At 50.6% G+C, this 17,538-nt stretch carries 12 protein-coding genes; all 12 read left to right on the top strand.

Translation table 11 applies throughout. The features are described from left to right. Positions 1–90 precede the first annotated feature (90 nt). The 12 genes from L0Y31_RS17840 to L0Y31_RS17785 all read left to right on the top strand — a co-directional run bounded on the left by L0Y31_RS17840 (position 91) and on the right by L0Y31_RS17785 (position 17,483). Positions 91–1,758 carry a TldD/PmbA family protein gene (locus tag L0Y31_RS17840; protein WP_234734443.1) on the top strand — a complete coding sequence of 556 codons (1,668 nt, stop codon included), beginning with the start codon at positions 91–93 and terminating at the stop codon, positions 1,756–1,758. A 19-nt stretch (positions 1,759–1,777) separates the two neighbouring features. Beyond that, complete coding sequence (locus L0Y31_RS17835; RefSeq protein ID WP_234734442.1) at positions 1,778–3,085, top strand: TldD/PmbA family protein; 1,308 nt, start codon at positions 1,778–1,780, stop codon at positions 3,083–3,085. 388 nt (positions 3,086–3,473) lie between these two features. Next, a complete protein-coding gene (locus tag L0Y31_RS17830) occupies positions 3,474–5,129 on the top strand; it encodes a TldD/PmbA family protein (protein WP_234734441.1) in 1,656 nt (551 codons plus the stop codon). 21 nt (positions 5,130–5,150) lie between these two features. After that, positions 5,151–6,524: a TldD/PmbA family protein gene (locus tag L0Y31_RS17825; protein WP_234734440.1), complete on the top strand. Its 1,374-nt coding sequence runs from the start codon at positions 5,151–5,153 to the stop codon at positions 6,522–6,524. A 195-nt stretch (positions 6,525–6,719) separates the two neighbouring features. Then, the gene (locus tag L0Y31_RS17820; RefSeq protein ID WP_234734439.1) at positions 6,720–8,363 is read left to right on the top strand and encodes a TldD/PmbA family protein; all 1,644 of its coding nucleotides are present in this window, start codon (positions 6,720–6,722) and stop codon (positions 8,361–8,363) included. Positions 8,364–8,375: 12 nt separating this feature from the next. Next, the gene (locus L0Y31_RS17815) at positions 8,376–9,713 is read left to right on the top strand and encodes a TldD/PmbA family protein (protein ID WP_234734438.1); all 1,338 of its coding nucleotides are present in this window, start codon (positions 8,376–8,378) and stop codon (positions 9,711–9,713) included. Positions 9,714–9,879: 166 nt separating this feature from the next. Beyond that, positions 9,880–10,497 carry a DUF4159 domain-containing protein gene (locus L0Y31_RS17810; RefSeq protein ID WP_234734437.1) on the top strand — a complete coding sequence of 206 codons (618 nt, stop codon included), beginning with the start codon at positions 9,880–9,882 and terminating at the stop codon, positions 10,495–10,497. Positions 10,498–10,500: 3 nt separating this feature from the next. Beyond that, positions 10,501–11,487, top strand: a complete 987-nt coding sequence (locus tag L0Y31_RS17805) for an AAA family ATPase (RefSeq protein ID WP_234734436.1) — start codon at positions 10,501–10,503, stop codon at positions 11,485–11,487. Further along, positions 11,487–12,353, top strand: coding sequence for a DUF58 domain-containing protein (locus L0Y31_RS17800; RefSeq protein ID WP_234734435.1), 867 nt, complete (start codon positions 11,487–11,489; stop codon positions 12,351–12,353). The genes L0Y31_RS17805 and L0Y31_RS17800 overlap by 1 nt, the downstream gene beginning before the upstream one ends. Continuing rightward, the gene (locus tag L0Y31_RS17795; protein WP_234734434.1) at positions 12,353–13,564 is read left to right on the top strand and encodes a BatA domain-containing protein; all 1,212 of its coding nucleotides are present in this window, start codon (positions 12,353–12,355) and stop codon (positions 13,562–13,564) included. Before L0Y31_RS17800 ends, L0Y31_RS17795 begins: the two co-directional genes overlap by 1 nt. After that, entirely contained in the window at positions 13,561–15,825 is a 2,265-nt protein-coding gene (locus L0Y31_RS17790; RefSeq protein ID WP_234734433.1) for a hypothetical protein, read from the top strand. Before L0Y31_RS17795 ends, L0Y31_RS17790 begins: the two co-directional genes overlap by 4 nt. Then, positions 15,822–17,483, top strand: coding sequence for a hypothetical protein (locus tag L0Y31_RS17785; protein ID WP_234734432.1), 1,662 nt, complete (start codon positions 15,822–15,824; stop codon positions 17,481–17,483). Before L0Y31_RS17790 ends, L0Y31_RS17785 begins: the two co-directional genes overlap by 4 nt. The last annotated feature ends 55 nt before the right edge of the window (positions 17,484–17,538 follow it).

Genomic DNA, 17,538 nt, shown 5'->3' with positions numbered 1-17,538 from the left:
TAGCAGGCTTTCCTTATTTATACGCCATTTCGTACCCAAGTAGTTGAAAATCTAAACTTTTATTCACAGAAGCACTACAACAAACGTAACATGAAAAGAAGAGACTTCATGCAATTATCCGGCATGGGATTGGGCGGGCTGATGCTGTCAACGCTGGATAGTATTCCGGTTCGGGGAAGTGCGATTTCTGAAAGCCAGATGCTGGAAATAAGCAGCCAGGCTTCCGCTGCCGATGTAGCTTTGAAGAAAAAATTGGCTGATGCAGCTCTAAACGTTGCCAAAAGCAAAGGGGCTTCCTATACCGATGTTCGGATTGGCCGGTATTTGCAACAGTATTTATTTACCCGGGAGAAACAAGTACAAAATATTGTCAATGCCGAATCGTATGGCGTTGGTATTCGGGTGATTGCCAATGGAACCTGGGGTTTTTCGGCAACCAGCGACGTGACGCCCGAGGGGATTGCTAAGTGTGCGGAAACGGCGGTTGCCATCGCGAAAGCCAATTCCAAAATCCAGAAAGAACCCGTTGTGCTGGCTCCGCAAAAAGGAGTGGGCGAGGTGACCTGGAAAACGCCTTTGACTAAAAATGCCTTCCAGATTCCGGTTCAGGAGAAGATAGATTTGTTGATGAAGGTCAACGGCGAAGCCATGAAAGGGGGAGCCGCTTTCGTAACCTCGAACCTCTTTCTGGTTAATGAACAAAAATATTTTGCGTCCACCGATGGCTCGTACATCGATCAGGATATTCACCGCATCTGGCCAACGTTTACCGTAACGGCGGTGGATAAAGCGGCGGGGAAATTTAAAACCCGCGACGCGCTGAGCTCACCGATGGGGATGGGTTACGAATACCTGGACGGGCTGGCTTCCGAGAAAATTCCCGCGCCAAACGGTTTGGTGGGCTACCGTAATTCTTACGACATGGTGGAGGACGCCACGCTGGCGGCCAAACAAGCCAAAGAAAAGCTGACGGCCAAGTCAGTTCAGCCGGGTAAATATGACCTGGTTTTAGACCCTAACCACCTGGGTTTGACCATTCACGAGTCGGTGGGTCACCCGCTGGAACTCGACCGCGTACTGGGCTACGAAGCCAACTATGCCGGGACGTCCTTTGCTACTTTGGATAAATGGAAAACCAAGAAATTCAACTATGGCAGTAAGCTCGTGAACATCGTGGCCGACAAAACGCAGCAGCACACGCTGGGAGCCGTTGGGTTCGATGATGAAGGGGTGCCGACCAAAGAATGGGATTTGATCAAAGACGGTATTCTGGTGAATTACCAGGCCATCCGCGACCAGGCGAGCATCATCGGCGAGAAAGAATCGCACGGTTGCTGCTACGCCGATAACTGGGAATCGGTTCAGTTTCAGCGGATGCCGAACGTGTCGCTGCGTCCGGGAACGGAGAAACGAAGCGTTACGGACATGATTAAAGGCGTCGATAAAGGCATTTACATCATTGGCCGTGGGTCGTATTCCATTGACCAACAGCGGTATAACTTCCAGTTTGGGGGTCAGCTGTATTACGAGATCAAAGACGGAGCTATTGTCGGGATGCTCGATGATGTAGCCTACCAGTCGAATACGCAGGAGTTCTGGAATTCGTGCGCCCAGCTCTGTGATAAGGACGATTACCGCACCTTCGGGTCTTTCTTCGATGGCAAGGGCCAGCCTTCGCAGGTGAGCGCCGTCTCGCACGGTTGCCCAACCACGCGGTTTAACGGTGTCAACATCATCAACACCGGACGGAAAATATAACCCCTAACACGACATCACAATGGCCATCTTAAGTAGAGAAGAAGCAAAAAAAATAATTGATAAGGTTTTAAGTTATGCCAAGGCGGATGAAACGAGCGTAAACCTCGGTGGAGGCCGGACGGGTAACATCCGGTATGCGCGGAATACCGTTTCAACCAGTGGCGAATCGAATAATTTGTCGTTGGCAGTTACGTCGGTTTTTGGCAAGCGCTCAGGTACGGCAACCATCAATGAATTCGACGACGCTTCGCTGGAAAAAACAGTGCGTCGCGCCGAAGAAATTGCCCGCCTAGCCCCTGAAAACCCGGAATACATGCCGATGCTGGGACCGCAGAAATACCAGGAAACGGCTTCGTATTCAGAAAGTACGGCAAAAATCGACCCAGCTTACCGCGCACAAGCTGCCTTCGACAGCATTGATCCTTGCACGAAAAAGAACCTGACCGCTGCTGGTTACCTGGAAGATTCAACCGGATTTTCGGCGATGGGAAACAGCAAAGGTCTGTTTGGTTACAACAAATCTACTTCGGTCGATTTTTCGATTACCGTTCGGACCGCCGACGGGACGGGCTCAGGCTACGCCATTCGTGATTTTAACGACTCCTCGAAGCTGAGTACCAAAGCGGCTACGGAAATTGCCATGCAGAAAGCCCTGGCGTCGGTGAATGCGCGGGCGCTCGAACCGGGCAAGTACACCGTAATTCTGGAGCCAACGGCTGTAGGTGATTTGGTGCGTTTTAGCTGGGATGCCCGGAATGCCGACGAAGGCCGTAGCTTCCTGAGCAAAAAAGGCGGCGGCACCCGCCTGGGCGAAAAGCTATTCGACGAACGCATTACCATCTATTCCGATCCAACCAATCCGGAAATTCCGGGATCGCCTTATGCTGGCGATGGCCGTCCGCAGGAAAAGGTCGTTTGGGTTGATAAAGGCGTGGTGAAGAACCTGAGTTATACGCGTTACTGGGCGGAGAAAAAAGGCGTAAAGGCCGTGCCTCCCGCTTTTAACGTGATTATGGAAGGAGGAACGCAGTCGTTGGCCGACCTGATTAAAGGCACCGAAAAAGGGATTCTGGTAACGCGCTTCTGGTACATTCGCTCGGTGGATCCGCAAACGCTCCTGCAAACGGGCCTTACCCGCGACGGGACTTTCTACATCGAGAACGGACAGATTAAGTACCCGGTAAAAAACTTCCGGTTTAACGAAAGCCCGGTTATCATGCTGAACAACCTTGATGCGCTGGGTAAACCGGTTCGGACAGGCGGAAGTTTGTTACCACCTATGCGTATCCGTGACTTTACGTTTTCCAGTTTATCGGATGCCGTTTAGTAGAGCGTTATAATAAGAGTAGGGCCATTAGTGAGATACTAATGGCCTTTTTTATGCAAAATAGGGAAAAGGCATTATCGTTTCAGGGCTTAAAAAGTGAATTTGTAGCTGAAGTTGGCCGAACTCGCTCTATTTTTGATCCACTCAGTAAAAAAACCTTTGATTTAAAATCAATAATAAAGACTGGTTTTAGAAATAAATAAACAACTATTTGCCATTTATCAATAATCAGGAAACAAATGAGGGTAAGTCGATTGATTATTAATTTTATATTCTTCACTTTCGGGCTTTCTCAACGTTAAAATATGGTTTGTGCCCTTCTCAAACCATTCCAATAAGACAGAATAATAGCATTCGATTACACGAATCAATAAACGCCTAACAAACCTTGAATCGTCGAAACTTTCTACAACTAACGGGTTTAGGAGCCGGTGCTTTCATGCTCCCTAATTTGCCTGCATCGGGTATTCCAATTCACGGAAATGCCGTGGCTGCCGAAGCCTTACTAGAACCAGGCTTGGATATTGCCGTTAAAAAGCGTCTGGCCGACGCCGCCCTGAACGCGGCCAAGTCCAAAGGTGCTTCCTACGCCGATGTTCGGATTGCCCGGTATCTGAATCAGTTTGTCATCACGCGGGAAAATAAAGTACAGAACATTGTCAATACCGAATCCTACGGGGTTGGTGTGCGCGTGTTAGCTGATGGTTGCTGGGGCTTCGCCGCGCTGGCGGATACGCAGAACGAGGCAGACATGGCAAAGGTGGCCGACAAGGCTATCGCCATTGCCAAGGCCAATGCCCGGTTGGTGAAGGAACCCGTGAAACTGGCTCCGCAGAAAGGATTCGGCGAGGTAATCTGGAAAACCCCAATTCAGAAAAACGCCTTTGAGGTGCCCATCAAGGAAAAGGTTGATTTGCTCATGGAAGTCAACGGGGCAGCCATGAAAAACGGGGCTAATTTTATCAATTCGGTCTTGTTCATGGTCAACGAGCAGAAATACTTTGCTTCTACCGATGGCTCGTATATTGACCAGGATGTACACCGGATGTGGCCCAATTTTACCGTAACGGCCATCGATCCGAAAACAGGACAGTTCCAGACGCGCGCCTCCCTGAGTGCGCCAATGGGCATGAGCTACGACTATTTACAAGTGAATCCCAGCGATAAAATAACCGGTGTGACGACCCGCTATAACAAAGGCTATGACATGCTGGAAGATGCCATCGCTGCCGCCAAGCAGGCCAAAGAAAAAGTGACGGCCAAGTCGGTACAGGCGGGAAAATACGACCTCGTCCTCGACCCGTCGCACCTTTGGCTAACGATTCACGAGTCAGTTGGCCACCCGCTGGAGCTCGACCGCGTGCTGGGCTACGAAGCCAACTACGCCGGAACCTCCTTTGCCACCTTGGACAAATGGAAAACCAAGAACTTTAACTACGGCAGCAAGCAAGTCAACATCATCGCCGATAAAACCCAGGTTGGTTCGCTCGGCGCGGTGGGCTATGATGATGAAGGAGTGGCGTGTAAAAAATGGGATTTGATCAAGGACGGCGTTTTAGTGAATTATCAGGCGATCCGCGACCAGGTGCATATTCTGGGTGAGAACGAATCGCACGGTTGTTCCTATGCCGATAGCTGGGATACGATTCAGTTCCAGCGCATGGCCAATGTTTCGCTGGCGGCGGGCAAAACGCCTTTGTCGGTACAGCAGATGATTAAGGACGTGAAAAAAGGGGTTTACATCATCGGTGATGGTTCCTTCTCTATTGATCAGCAGCGGTATAACTTCCAATTTGGGGGCCAGTTGTTCTACGAGATTAAGGATGGGGAGATTGTTGGCATGCTGAAAGACGTGTCTTACCAGTCAAATTCGCAGGAGTTCTGGAATTCGTGCGTGCAGGTATGCGATGAGCGGGATTACCGCATGGGCGGCTCGTTCTTCGATGGAAAAGGGCAGCCTTCGCAGTCCAATTCGGTTTCGCACGGCAGCGCAACGGCGCGTTTCAACGGCGTGAATGTGATCAATACCAGCAGAAAGATTTAAGCCCTTAATCCGACGATCAACATGGCCATTTTAAGCAAAGAAGAATCAAAGCAAATCATTGATAAACTATTAAGTTACTCCAAGGCGGACGAAGCCAGCGTGAGCCTGACCGGCGGTAGCTCCGGGAATATTCGCTACGCCCGAAATGAAGTATCGACCAGCGGCGAGACGGAGAATTTATCGGCTTCGGTAACGTCGGTATTTGGCAAGCGGGTTGGCACATCGACCATCAATGAATTTGATGATAAGTCCTTGGAAAAAGCCATTCGCCGCGCCGAAGAAATCGCCAAACTAGCCCCGGAAAATCCAGAATACGTGCCGATGCTGGGACCGCAGAAATATCAGGATACCGCTTCATATTCGGAAAGTACGGCAAAAATCGATCCGGCCTACCGCGCGCAGGCCGCCTTCGACAGCATTGATCCCTGCGCAAAAAAGAAACTGACGGCCGCCGGTTACCTGGAAGATAACAAAGGGTTCACCGCTATTGGAAACAGCAAAGGCTTATTTGGGTACAACAAAGCTACGGTAGTTGACTTTTCGATTACAACCAGAACGGAAGACGGTACCGGCTCGGGCTACGTCACGCGTAATTTTAACGATGTATCGAAGCTGAGTACTCGGTCTTCCACGGAAATCGCCATGCAGAAAGCCCTGGCGTCGGTGAATGCGCGGGCACTCGAACCGGGCAAGTACACCGTTATTCTAGAACCAACCGCCGCAGGAAACCTCCTGCAAGGCATGCTAGGCAACATGGACGCCCGGAATGCCGACGAAGGCCGCAGCTTCCTGACTAAAAAAGGTGGCGGCACCCGCCTGGGCGAAAAGCTCTTCGACGAACGCGTAACGATTTATTCCGATCCGATGAATTTGGACATTCCAGGTTCGCCGTTCTTTGCCGGTGGCGGCGGGCGTTTTGGTGGAGGTGGGCCAGGTGGTGGCGGAGGCGCTGGTGTAGACGGTCGCCCGCAGGAAAAGGTCGTTTGGGTTGAGAAAGGCGTGGTGAAAAACATGAGCTACTCCCGGTATTGGGCGGAGAAAAAAGGCGTGAAAGGCATTCCTCCTGCTTTTGGCATTGTCATCGAAGGCGGCGACCAATCTTTGGCCGACTTAATCAAAGGCACCGAAAAAGGGATTCTGGTAACGCGCTTCTGGTACATCCGCTCGGTGGATCCGCAAACGCTCCTGCAAACGGGCCTTACCCGCGACGGGACTTTCTACATTGAGAACGGACAGATCAAATTCCCGGTTAAGAATTTTCGTTTTAACGAAAGCCCGGTCATTATGCTAAACAACGTGGAAGCATTGGGCAAACCCATGCGGGTCGGCAACAGCATGATTCCGCCGATGCGCGTGCGAGACTTTACGTTTTCCAGCTTGTCGGATGCCGTGTAGCTACTACGTAATAAATGGTCTGCAAAACGGGAAAACAAACAGAGTGACATTTTGCAATTTACTGTTCAACGAGGGCAGGAAGGTAGCCGGTTATGGCTGCCAAATCCCCCAAAATGGGGGAGAAAGGAAAGCTTGTAGTGTTAACGCCTTTCGTTTAACTTTAACGCTACTAATCAAAATAAAAGAACACAGACCTTGAATCGTCGAGATTTCATTCAATTAGCAGGTTTGGGAGCCGGAGCATTTATGCTACCCAATACATTGGCGGCTTCGGGCCGACCGGTGTCTGCCGAAGCCTTACTGGAACCCGGCCTGGACGTAGCCGTCAAAAAACGCCTGGCTGATGCGGCCCTGAACGCGGCTAAGTCCAAAGGCGCTACTTACGCCGATGTACGGATTGGCCGGTACCTGAACCAGTATGTCGTCACGCGGGAAGACAAAGTGCAGAACATTGTCAATACAGAATCCTACGGGGTTGGCGTGCGCGTCATTGTCGATGGTTGCTGGGGATTTGCGTCGGTCGTAGATGCCAAAAACGAAAACCAAACTGCTAAAGCTGCCGAAGAAGCGGTCGCCATTGCCAAAGCCAACGCCAAACTGATGAAGCAGCCTGTCCAACTGGCTCCCCAAAAAGGATATGGGGAAGTAAGCTGGAAAGCACCGATTCAGAAAAACGCCTTTGAAGTACCCATCAAGGAAAAAGTTGACCTGTTGTTGTCGGTGAACGATGCCGCCCTGAAAAACGGCGCGAACTACGTAAACTCGGTCATTTTTATGGTCAATGAGCAGAAGTATTTCGCCTCCACCGATGGATCTTATATCGATCAGGACATTCACCGCATCTGGCCCACGTTCGGCGTAACGACCATTGACCCCAAAAGCGGCAAATTTGAAACGCGGCAGGCGCTGAGCGCCCCGCTGGGAATGGGCTACGAATACCTACAGACCAACCCAAGTGATAAAATTACCGGTGTGACGACTCGCTACAAGAAAGGGTACGACATGCTGGAAGATGCCATCGCTGCCGCCAAGCAGGCCAAAGAAAAGCTGACGGCCAAGTCGGTAGAAGCCGGGAAGTACGACCTGGTTCTGGACCCCTCGCACTTGATGCTGACGATTCACGAGTCGGTGGGCCATCCGCTGGAACTCGACCGCGTACTGGGCTACGAAGCCAACTTCGCCGGGACAAGCTTCGCCACTTTGGATAAATGGAAAACTAAAAACTTCAATTACGGCAGCAAGGAGGTGAACCTTTTCGCGGATAAAACGCAGGTTGGTTCGCTCGGCGCGGTGGGCTGGGATGACGAAGGCGTTAAAACAAAACGCTGGGATCTGGTTAAAGACGGCACGCTGGTGAACTACCAGGCCATTCGCGACCAGGTGCACATCATTGGCGAAAATGAATCGCAGGGCTGCTGCTACGCCGATAGCTGGGGTTCGGTTCAGTTCCAGCGCATGGCCAACGTCTCGCTGGCGCCGGGCAAAACACCACTGTCGGTTGACGACATGATCAAAGATGTGAAGAAAGGAATTTACATCATCGGGGATGGTTCGTTCTCCATTGATCAGCAGCGGTATAACTTCCAGTTTGGCGGTCAGTTGTTCTACGAAATCAAGGACGGGAAAATCGCCGGTATGCTGAAAGATGTAGCCTACCAGTCGAATACGCAGGAGTTCTGGAATTCGTGCGCGCAGATTTGTGACGAGCGGGATTACCGCCTGGGCGGCTCGTTCTTCGACGGCAAGGGGCAACCCATGCAGGTGAGCGCCGTTTCGCACGGTAGCTCAACTACCCGTTTCAATGGTGTCAATGTCATTAATACTGCCCGTAAGATCTAAAAAAGAAATACCATGCCAGTTATATTATCTGAAGCGGAAGCGAAGGCGTTGCTACAGAAAGTGTTGAGTTATTCGAAGGCAGATGAGTGCGAGGTGAACCTGTCCGGCGACGAAACCGGAAACATCCGCTACGCCCGAAACGAAGTATCAACCAGCGGCGCGAAAATTAACCAGAATTTAGTCGTTCAGTCGGCTTTTGGTAAAAAAGTAGGCACGGCTACCATCGACGAATTTGACGACGCTTCCCTGGAAAAAGTGGTTCGTCGAGCCGAAGAATTAGCGCAATTAGCGCCCGAAAACCCCGAATACGTGGGCGTGTTGGGTCCGCAGCAATACATAAAGTCCAAAGGCTTTTTCGACTCTACGGCTAAAATTACACCGGCTGTCCGCGCTGAGCAGGTAGCCAAAAGTCTACAGGTATCGGCGAACCAGAAACTGTCGGCGGCGGGCTTTTTGGAAGATTATCGGGGCTATTCGGCCATGATGAACTCCAAAGGGTTATTTGCGTACTTTCCGAGCACAAACGTCAATTTTTCATTGACCGTTCGTACTGAAGACGGCACTGGCTCCGGCTACGTCATTCGTGGCTACAGCGATGTGTCGAAGCTGGATGCGGCGGCGGCCACGAGAATTGCCGTGCAGAAGTGCCTGGGATCGGTGGGTGCAAAAGCCCTGGAGCCGGGTAAATATACTGTTATTTTAGAACCGACAGCGGCTGCCGTTCTGCTCGAAAATATCTTTTTCGGCATGGATGCCCGCAGTGCCGATGAAGGCCGCAGTTTCCTGAGCAAACCCGGCGGAAAAACGAAGCTCGGCGAAAAAATTATGGATGAGCGCGTAACGATTTATTCGGACCCCGCTAATCCAGAATTGCCTGCGGCTCCCTGGTCGGGTGACGGGCGTCCGCAGGAACGCATCAACTGGATCGAGAAGGGCGTGGTGAAAAACATGGCTTATTCGCGTTTCTGGGCGCAGAAGAAAGGGGTGAAAGCGGTTCCTTTCCCAAACAACGCCATCATGGCGGGCGGAACAGCTTCGCTGGAAGACATGATCAAGGGAACGCAGCGCGGTATTCTGGTTACCAAACTATGGTACATTCGCTCAGTGGATCCGCAAACGCTGCTGCTGACGGGCCTGACTCGCGACGGAACTTTTTACATCGAAAACGGCAAGATCAAGCATCCGGTGAAAAACTTCCGGTTTAACGAAAGTCCGATCATCATGCTCAATAACCTCGAAGCGCTGGGCAAACCCGAGCGCGTGGTGAGCACGGAGTCGAACAGTAACTACCTGATTCCGCCGATGAAAATTCGGGAATTTACGTTCTCGAGCTTATCCGACGCGGTATAACGCCCGGTTGTCAAGTCGGTTGCCAGCGACCGACTTGACAATTTTCAGTTTAATAAATAATTCGTACAACGCCGTTTTTCGGAATCCAGCAGGTTGCTAGATCAAGGGAGGGCAGAACTTTGCGAAAAAGTCTGTCGTTCTTTAAAAGAAACACTTCATCGCTATTTTGAAACCTTTCTTCTTCACCCGTATCCAATACAACTCTGGAAACTGGGACACCGACCAACGAATGCCGTCGAACTTACTGCACTCGCTGGTGGAATACACAACCATTCCGGTTGACCAGAAAGAGAAGGTGGTTCAGCTGAGCAGCAACGAAATTTTCAAAAGCCCGTTCTGCTACCTGAGCGGCCATAAGCTGGTTGAATTTTCGAGCCAGGAGCGGGATCATTTCCGGCGCTACGTACAAAACGGTGGGTTTGTCTTTGCCGATGATTGCAACCACGATATCGACGGGCTTTTTGCCAAATCGTTCGAGCAGGAAATGGCACGGACCTTTGGCCCCAAAGCCTTGCAGAAAATCCCGAATAACCACCCGATCTACCACAGTTTTTTTGACTTTTACGACGGTCCGCCCACCACGTCATTTGAGCTAAATGGCTGGGGCGACGACCTTGTTCATGACTACCTCAAAGCCGTCATTGTCAACGGACGAATCGGCGTGCTTTACAGCAATAAAGATTATGGTTGCGAATGGGATTATGACTTTCGCAACAAACGCTTCCTGGCCGAAGACAATACTAAATTCGGCGTCAACATTGTCACTTACGCACTAACTGTTTAACCATTGGAAACGCAAGAACTTACGCATTATAAATCCTTAGTTGCCAAACTGCCTTCGCTGCGGAAAGAGATTGGAAAAATCATTGTCGGACAAGAGGACGCCATCAATGAAATTTTAATATCCTTGCTGGCGGGCGGGCATTGTTTGCTAGAAGGGGTGCCGGGACTGGCTAAAACGCTCATGGTGAAGACAATGTCGGAGGCGCTGGAAATGAGCTTTAAACGGGTTCAATTTACCCCGGATTTAATGCCGGGCGATATTATCGGAACCGAAATACTGGAAGAAGACCACGAAACTGGGAAGAAATTCTTCAAATTCAATCAGGGGCCTATTTTCGCCAATGTCGTGCTGGCCGACGAAATCAACCGGACGCCACCTAAAACGCAGGCCGCCTTGCTGGAAGCCATGCAGGAAGGAAAAGTGACCTACGGCGGGGCCGATTATCAACTGCCGAAGCCTTTCCTGATTATTGCCACGCAAAACCCCATCGAGCAGGCCGGAACCTACCCCTTGCCGGAAGCGCAGTTAGACCGTTTTCTGCTTTATATTAAATTAAGCTATCCGTCGGAGATGGAGGAACTGAACGTACTGAAAAGTACAACCGGTACCAAGCGTCCTGTCCTGAATACCATCCTGACCGACAACGAAATCATTGATCTGCAACGCCTGACCCGCGAGGTGCACATCAGCGAAGAACTGATTGGGTTTATCAACAAACTGGTCCGGGCAACGCGCCCCGACGGCAGTCCGTCGGCTTTTGTGAAGCAGTGGTGCGATTGGGGAGCGGGTCCGCGTGCGGGCCAGGCGCTGGTGCTTTGCGCCAAGGCGCGGGCCGTTTTGCACGAGCGCTTTTCGGTGATTCCGGAAGACATCCACGCGCTGGCCTATCCGATCCTGCGGCACCGGATTGCCATGAACTTCCGGGCGGAGGCCGAAGCCATTACAACCGACCACGTAATCAAAGATTTGCTGACGACAATTAAAAGCTGATGGCGCAACTGGCAACCGAACTGATCAAACTAAACAACCTGCAACTGGCGGGAAAGCTGGTGAGTGATGAGCTTTTGCTGGGAATTCACGCCAGCAAGCGTTCTGGTTCCGGCACTGAGTTTGAGCAGTATCGCCACTACGAACCCGGCGACGATCCCAAGCGCATCGACTGGAAACTATACGCCCGAACCGACAAGCATCTAGTGCGGGAGTCGGCCACGGAAAGTAATTTGCAGATTCGTTTCGTGCTGGATTTGTCGGGATCGATGAACTACACGGAAGGAGCTGTAAGTCGCCTGGATTATGCAAAAATCCTGATGGCCTCGCTGGCGTACCTGGGTTATAGGCAAAGTGACCAGTTGAGTTTATACGGTTTGCAGAACGGAGCGGTGCAAACGCTGGTTCCGTCGGGCAAGGGGGCTTTTCAGAAGGTGTTGTATGCCTTGCAAAAGGCCGAGGCGTCGGGTCAATGGCTTAATGAGCGTCCTAAATTTCCGGAGTTTGGCCACAAACAGAAGGAACTGCTCATTCTGGTATCCGACTTTCTACAGGTTGGTGAAGAGTGGTTGCAATTGATCAAAGCCCTGGCTAATCCGCGGCGGGAAATTGTCATTTTTCAGGTGCTGGGCGATCAGGAAATTGATTTTAAGATGAGCGGTTTTTACCGATTTAAGGACCTGGAAACGGGCAAAGAAATTGAGTTGCAGGCCGAGTCGGTTAGGGAGCAGTTTCAGCAGGCAGCCACGCAGTATCTTCAAAAGCTGGAGGAAGCGCTTCGCATACCGCACGTTCGGCTGATTCGGGTGAAACTCAGTGACCCGATAGCCATGATTTTAAAAGATTTTCTAGCAGGGAGGAAGATTTAATGAGCTTTTTACAACCGTTCATGCTATGGGGTGCTTTGGCCGTAATTATTCCGGTTATTATTCACTTCTGGCATCAGAAAAAGGGAAAAACCATTGCCTGGGCTGCTACTCAATGGCTAACGGAGAAAAACCAGCAGCAGAGTCGCGGGTTACGGCTGGATAATTATTTGCTGCTTATTCTGCGCCTGTTGTTGCTGATTTTGTTGGCAATCCTGCTAAGCCAGCCGCTTCTAAACTGGTGGAATGATAAAAAACTGATTCAGAAGATTCATCTGGTGCAGCCAAATGCTTTTCTGGTAAATAATTTTCGGTTCGAGCTGGAAGAGGCCATCAAAAAAGGTGAACAGGTATACTGGATGAACGGCGGAGCGGAACCGATTCAATCCATGGCCGAATTGCCCGCGCAGGCTGCCTTTAATCCGATGCTGCTGCAAGCTTCCATTAATAACTTACCCAAAGAGAAGGCTACTATTCACCTTTATATAATGAATAATCAGGGCCTGGCGAAAAGTCCACTTATTCATATTCCGAATGCCTATCAACTGCACGCTGTCATTGACTCGACGAGTCGGCCCGTGCAGGATTACATGAAACTCGCTAACAACAAAAATCTGTTTGTTAATCGGTCGGCTCAGCTAACGACCGGGGCGGCGCTGGATAAAAACATCCGCTTTAACGCGGAGCCGGTCCATGCGGGAAAGCTGTCTGTTTTACTCGATTACCGCAACAAAGCCGAAGAAAAAACGGTGGAAGCTGCCCTGAACGCGCTCACAGATGTCTATGCGTTGGATATGGCCGTGGACGTCAAAAGAGTGTCAGGAAAAGCATATGATTGGGTGTTAACAGACAAAGAAATTTCGGAACCCGCCCCGCAGGTATTGTATACCATTTCGGGACAAACGAAAACCTCCGCAGCCACCAATGTGGTATACACCAGCGAAGTGTTTACCCCGCAAACGGCTGAACGCGTCGAGAACGGAGGCTTGCCCGAGTGGTTGGGAAATTTGCTGGTACGTCATTTTGGCCTCCTTTCGTCGCAAGCTCCGTTGAGCCAGCAGCAACTAGCTGCCTTGTTTGTTCAGGACAAAGGGGGCGTTACTGTTGATCAGAAAGAGCAACAACAGCAGGCAAAAACGCAGCAGCTAGCCACGCTTCTTTTTGTGCTGTTGATCGGAACGGAACGTTGGATTGCCTTGAAAAGAAACGCATGAATAACCTGAAAAATCTAATAACATCCGTTGTTTACCAACTCTACGCCAATGCTTTGCTGAAAAGCCTGTTGCTGGCCGTGTCGGTTTACTTACTGGTGGTTACGTTTACAAATTCCCCCGTCATCGCGGGGATTGCCGGTGTACTGGGTTTGGGTATTGGCATTATCTTGACCAGGCTATACCAATACAAAAAGCCGCAGGCTATCTCGATTATTCACCAGCAAATTGGCGACACCGAATACAGTCTGGCGCTGCTGGATAAAGAGGAATACAACATTGCGGAGCGGCTTCAACTGGACCGTCTGGCCGAAAAAGCGGCCACCGTTCGGACGCCCACGATTCTGTTTTCGAAGGTGGGTTTTTATGGGATTCTATTCTTGGCGGCATTGGCGTTTCATTTTGCCTATCCGCTGATTCCATCCAAATCGGCGGCTCAAAAAAGCATTTTTGCGGAAGAGACGGCGGCGGCTACTCCAACTCGCCCGGCTATTCCGGCTTTTCAGTCGGCTACCTTGCAGATACAGCCCCCGGCTTATACGGCCTTGCCAGCTATTAAATCCGCCGACCTGAATGCAACGGCCATAACAGGGTCAGTCTTGAAATGGCAGCTGAAATTCAGCAATTCAGAGCGGCTCTCCGTGCGTCTGGTGAACAGTCGGGGAGAAGAACTGAACTTTCGGAAAACGGGCGGCGGCTTCGAGCATACGGATGGCTTGCTGGCTTCGGGCCTATACGCCATCAAAGCCTACTGGCGAAATGCGGGCAAAAAAGATTCGTTGGTCTATCAATCCGATTATTATCGCCTGGAAGCCAAGCCTGATTTAGCGCCTAAAATTGAGCCGAAATCGAAAGAGTTATACAGTTATCACCTGCTGAAAGACAAAAAAACGATTTCGATTTCAGCCAAAATTTCGGATGACTTCAAGGTGTCGCAAGCGTTTATTGTGGCTACTCTAGCCCGGGGCTCTGGCGAAAACGTAAAGTTTCGCGAGGTACGGATTCCGCTTAGTGGGGCCAATTACAAAGAGGCGCAACTGACCAAGATAATCGATCTGAAAGCGTTTAATTTTACCCCTGGTGATGAGCTTTATTATTACTGGGCGGCAGTCGATAACAAAAAGCCGGAAGCCAATTTCACAAAGTCAGATACTTATTTTATTGTTTACAAAGATACCACCAAGCTGGAAGAAGCCGACCTGGCGACCATGGCGGTGAACGTTATGCCGGAGTATTTTCGGAGCCAGCGGCAAATCATTATTGATACGGAAAAATTGATCGCGAAACGGAAGAAAATAAGCAGTAAGGAATTCAATAGTGCGTCGAATGAAATTGGCTTCGACCAGAAAGTGCTGCGTTTGCGGTATGGCCAATATCTGGGCGAAGAGTTTGAAAATTCCATTGGTGGCAGCGAGCCCCTAGCCGAAAACAACGCCAACTTGCTGGACGGATTTGTGCACAAGCACGATTCGGAAGGCGAGCACGGGGAAGCCAAGACTTTCGCGTTTAAAATGGCCGAAAAAGCCGAAAGTCAGCAGGCGGCCAAATCAGGGGGTGATGCGCACGGCCATTCCCATGGCGATGCAAAGGCAGACAATAGTGAACAGGACCCGTTGGCGGCGTTGATGGAGCAATACGTGCACTCGCACGATGATGGGGAAGCCAACACGTTTTATGAGCAATCGACAAAGAGTCTGCTGAAGGCGTCTTTGGAACAGATGTGGCAATCGGAATTGCACCTGCGGCTGTATGAGCCTGAAAAAGCGTTGCCTTTTGAGCGGAAAGCACTGGAACTACTGAAAGCGGCGCAGCAAAAGGCCCGTACTTACGTCAAAAAAACAAGCCTTGATCCGCCACCCATCAAAGAGAAAGAAACCCGCCTGACTGGAGAGATGATCAACGTGAATTACGATTTCAAGCAGGAAAAAAGCTACGATGCTCCCCGGATTGCGCAGCTTTCGGGCGATGTACTGGGCTTTCTGGAACAGGAAGAACTAAGCAATAAACAGAAATTGACGGTACAACAATTGAGCACCTTGCTGGCCAATGGAACAACGGCAACCGGGCTGCCGAGTTGGTCGGTGTTGCGGGGCTTACAGAAACTCGTTGGCGATAAAACCCTTTCGACGGACGAAAAACGGCAGTTGAAAACGAAACTATATACCCTGGCCGGTAGCAATTCCCAGGGTAATCGGGGTTCGTCCACGCAATCGTACACCAGTGAGCGAAACTTAGAAAAAGCCTTCTGGCGGCATCTCAAATGATTACATTCGGAATGAACTGGGCAGACCCCATTAGTTGGATAATGGCCGTACTGCTGGTGCTTTTATTGGGTGTCCAACTCTGGCTTTTGCTTAACAATGAGACCATTACTGCTAGTCGGAGAAGCTTGCGATTGGGCTTAAACCTGTTGCTCTGGCTGTTTCTGGTGGCTTATGTACTGCAACCCAGTTGGAAATCTTCGGTTGATAGTGCACACGTTTTTGTAACGGGTGATGATGTGCCGAGGGCGTACGTGAGTCAGTTGACGGATAGTTTGGGAATAAAAGAAGTGTATCAGGCTCGCGATTTTGTCGAGCTGGAAACGCCCTTTGATTCGGTAACGCTGGTGGGGACTTCATTTCCGCCGGAACTGCTGAGCCGTCAGGCCGGACGTCAGAAGGTGCAGTGGATTCCGTATTACGCGCCGGATGCCATCGAGGCGATTCGCTGGAAAGGCATTTTGCGGAAAGGGGAGATGCAGCGCATTATGGGACGCATTCATTCATCGAAGCCGCAAATTCTGAAAATTAAGTACGCGAACCAGACGCTCGATAGTCTGAAATTGAATAAAGGTCTAGCCTCATTCGAGCTTCGTTTCCCCGCTTTTTCGGTGGGGCGGACGGCCGCTGAACTGGTGCTGGATGGCAAAACCGTAGATACCGTACGCTTTTTTTCGCGGGCGGGGCAGCCGCTGACTTACCAATTTGTGCTCAACAACCCAGATTTTGAAAGTAAAACGCTGGCGGACTGGCTAGGGCAAAACGGAAATTCGGTAGAGATTACCACGACGGTTTCGAAAGAGGTGACTAGCAACGTGGGTATCAACCGGGGCGGGAAGGCCAGTCAGGCGAAGAAACCGGATGTGATCATTACGGAGCCCGCCAACGCCGCCAATCCCATTGTTAAACGAGCCATTGCCGAAGGAAAATCGGTATTTTTTATCAATCTAACCACTCCCGACGTAGAGACCAGAACAATCAATCAGGCATTGGGAAGCAATTGGCAGGTGCGGAAAATTTCTAATGAGGAGTCGGTGCCGGTTGGCAAAGACCTGACCGCCTTGCCTTACGGCTTGTCCAGCTCGCTCAATCAGTTGACGGTTGCCGGTTATCCGGTTGGCATTCAGAAAACGGTGGGCAAAATTGGGGTGAGCTTATTGAACGAAACATATCCGTTGAAACTAAGCGGCGATAGTCTGGCTTACAACCGAATCTGGACTTCTTTGCTAGCTCCGCTTCAGCCTGCCTACAAAGTGAACGATCAGGTAGAAGCGCCAGTATTTGCCGGGAGCCGACGAACGATTCACCTGAATAATTTGCCCGCAAAACCCACTCAGTTTCAGGTTGAAAAAGATACGGTTAACTTAACGTATTCGCCAATCAATGCCCTCTCGGCCAGTGCGACCTACCTCTTCACCAAGACCGGTTGGCAGCCGTTTCAGGACTCGCTGGAAATTTACGTGGACAATGCCCAGCAGTTTAATCCGGTAGCCGAGAGCGAGACAATTAGCAATTACCTGGTGGCTCATTCGGAAAATTCCGGTGGCATGAAAGCCACGGCTGCCGAGCAAAGCATTGACAATAAAGTGCCCAATTGGGTTTGGCTGCTGCTTTTCGTGAGTTGTCTGGCCTTGCTTTGGGCCGAACCTAAATTGGCCTAGATGCCAGAATAACTTTATAGCGACACGCAACAAAAAAGCCGTCTGTACAGACGGC

This window comes from Tellurirhabdus bombi (assembly GCF_021484805.1).
Classification (GTDB): Bacteria; Bacteroidota; Bacteroidia; order Cytophagales; family Spirosomataceae; genus Tellurirhabdus; species Tellurirhabdus bombi.
Note: the sequence above shows the minus strand (reverse complement) of the source record. Positions and strands in the feature narration are given on the sequence as shown.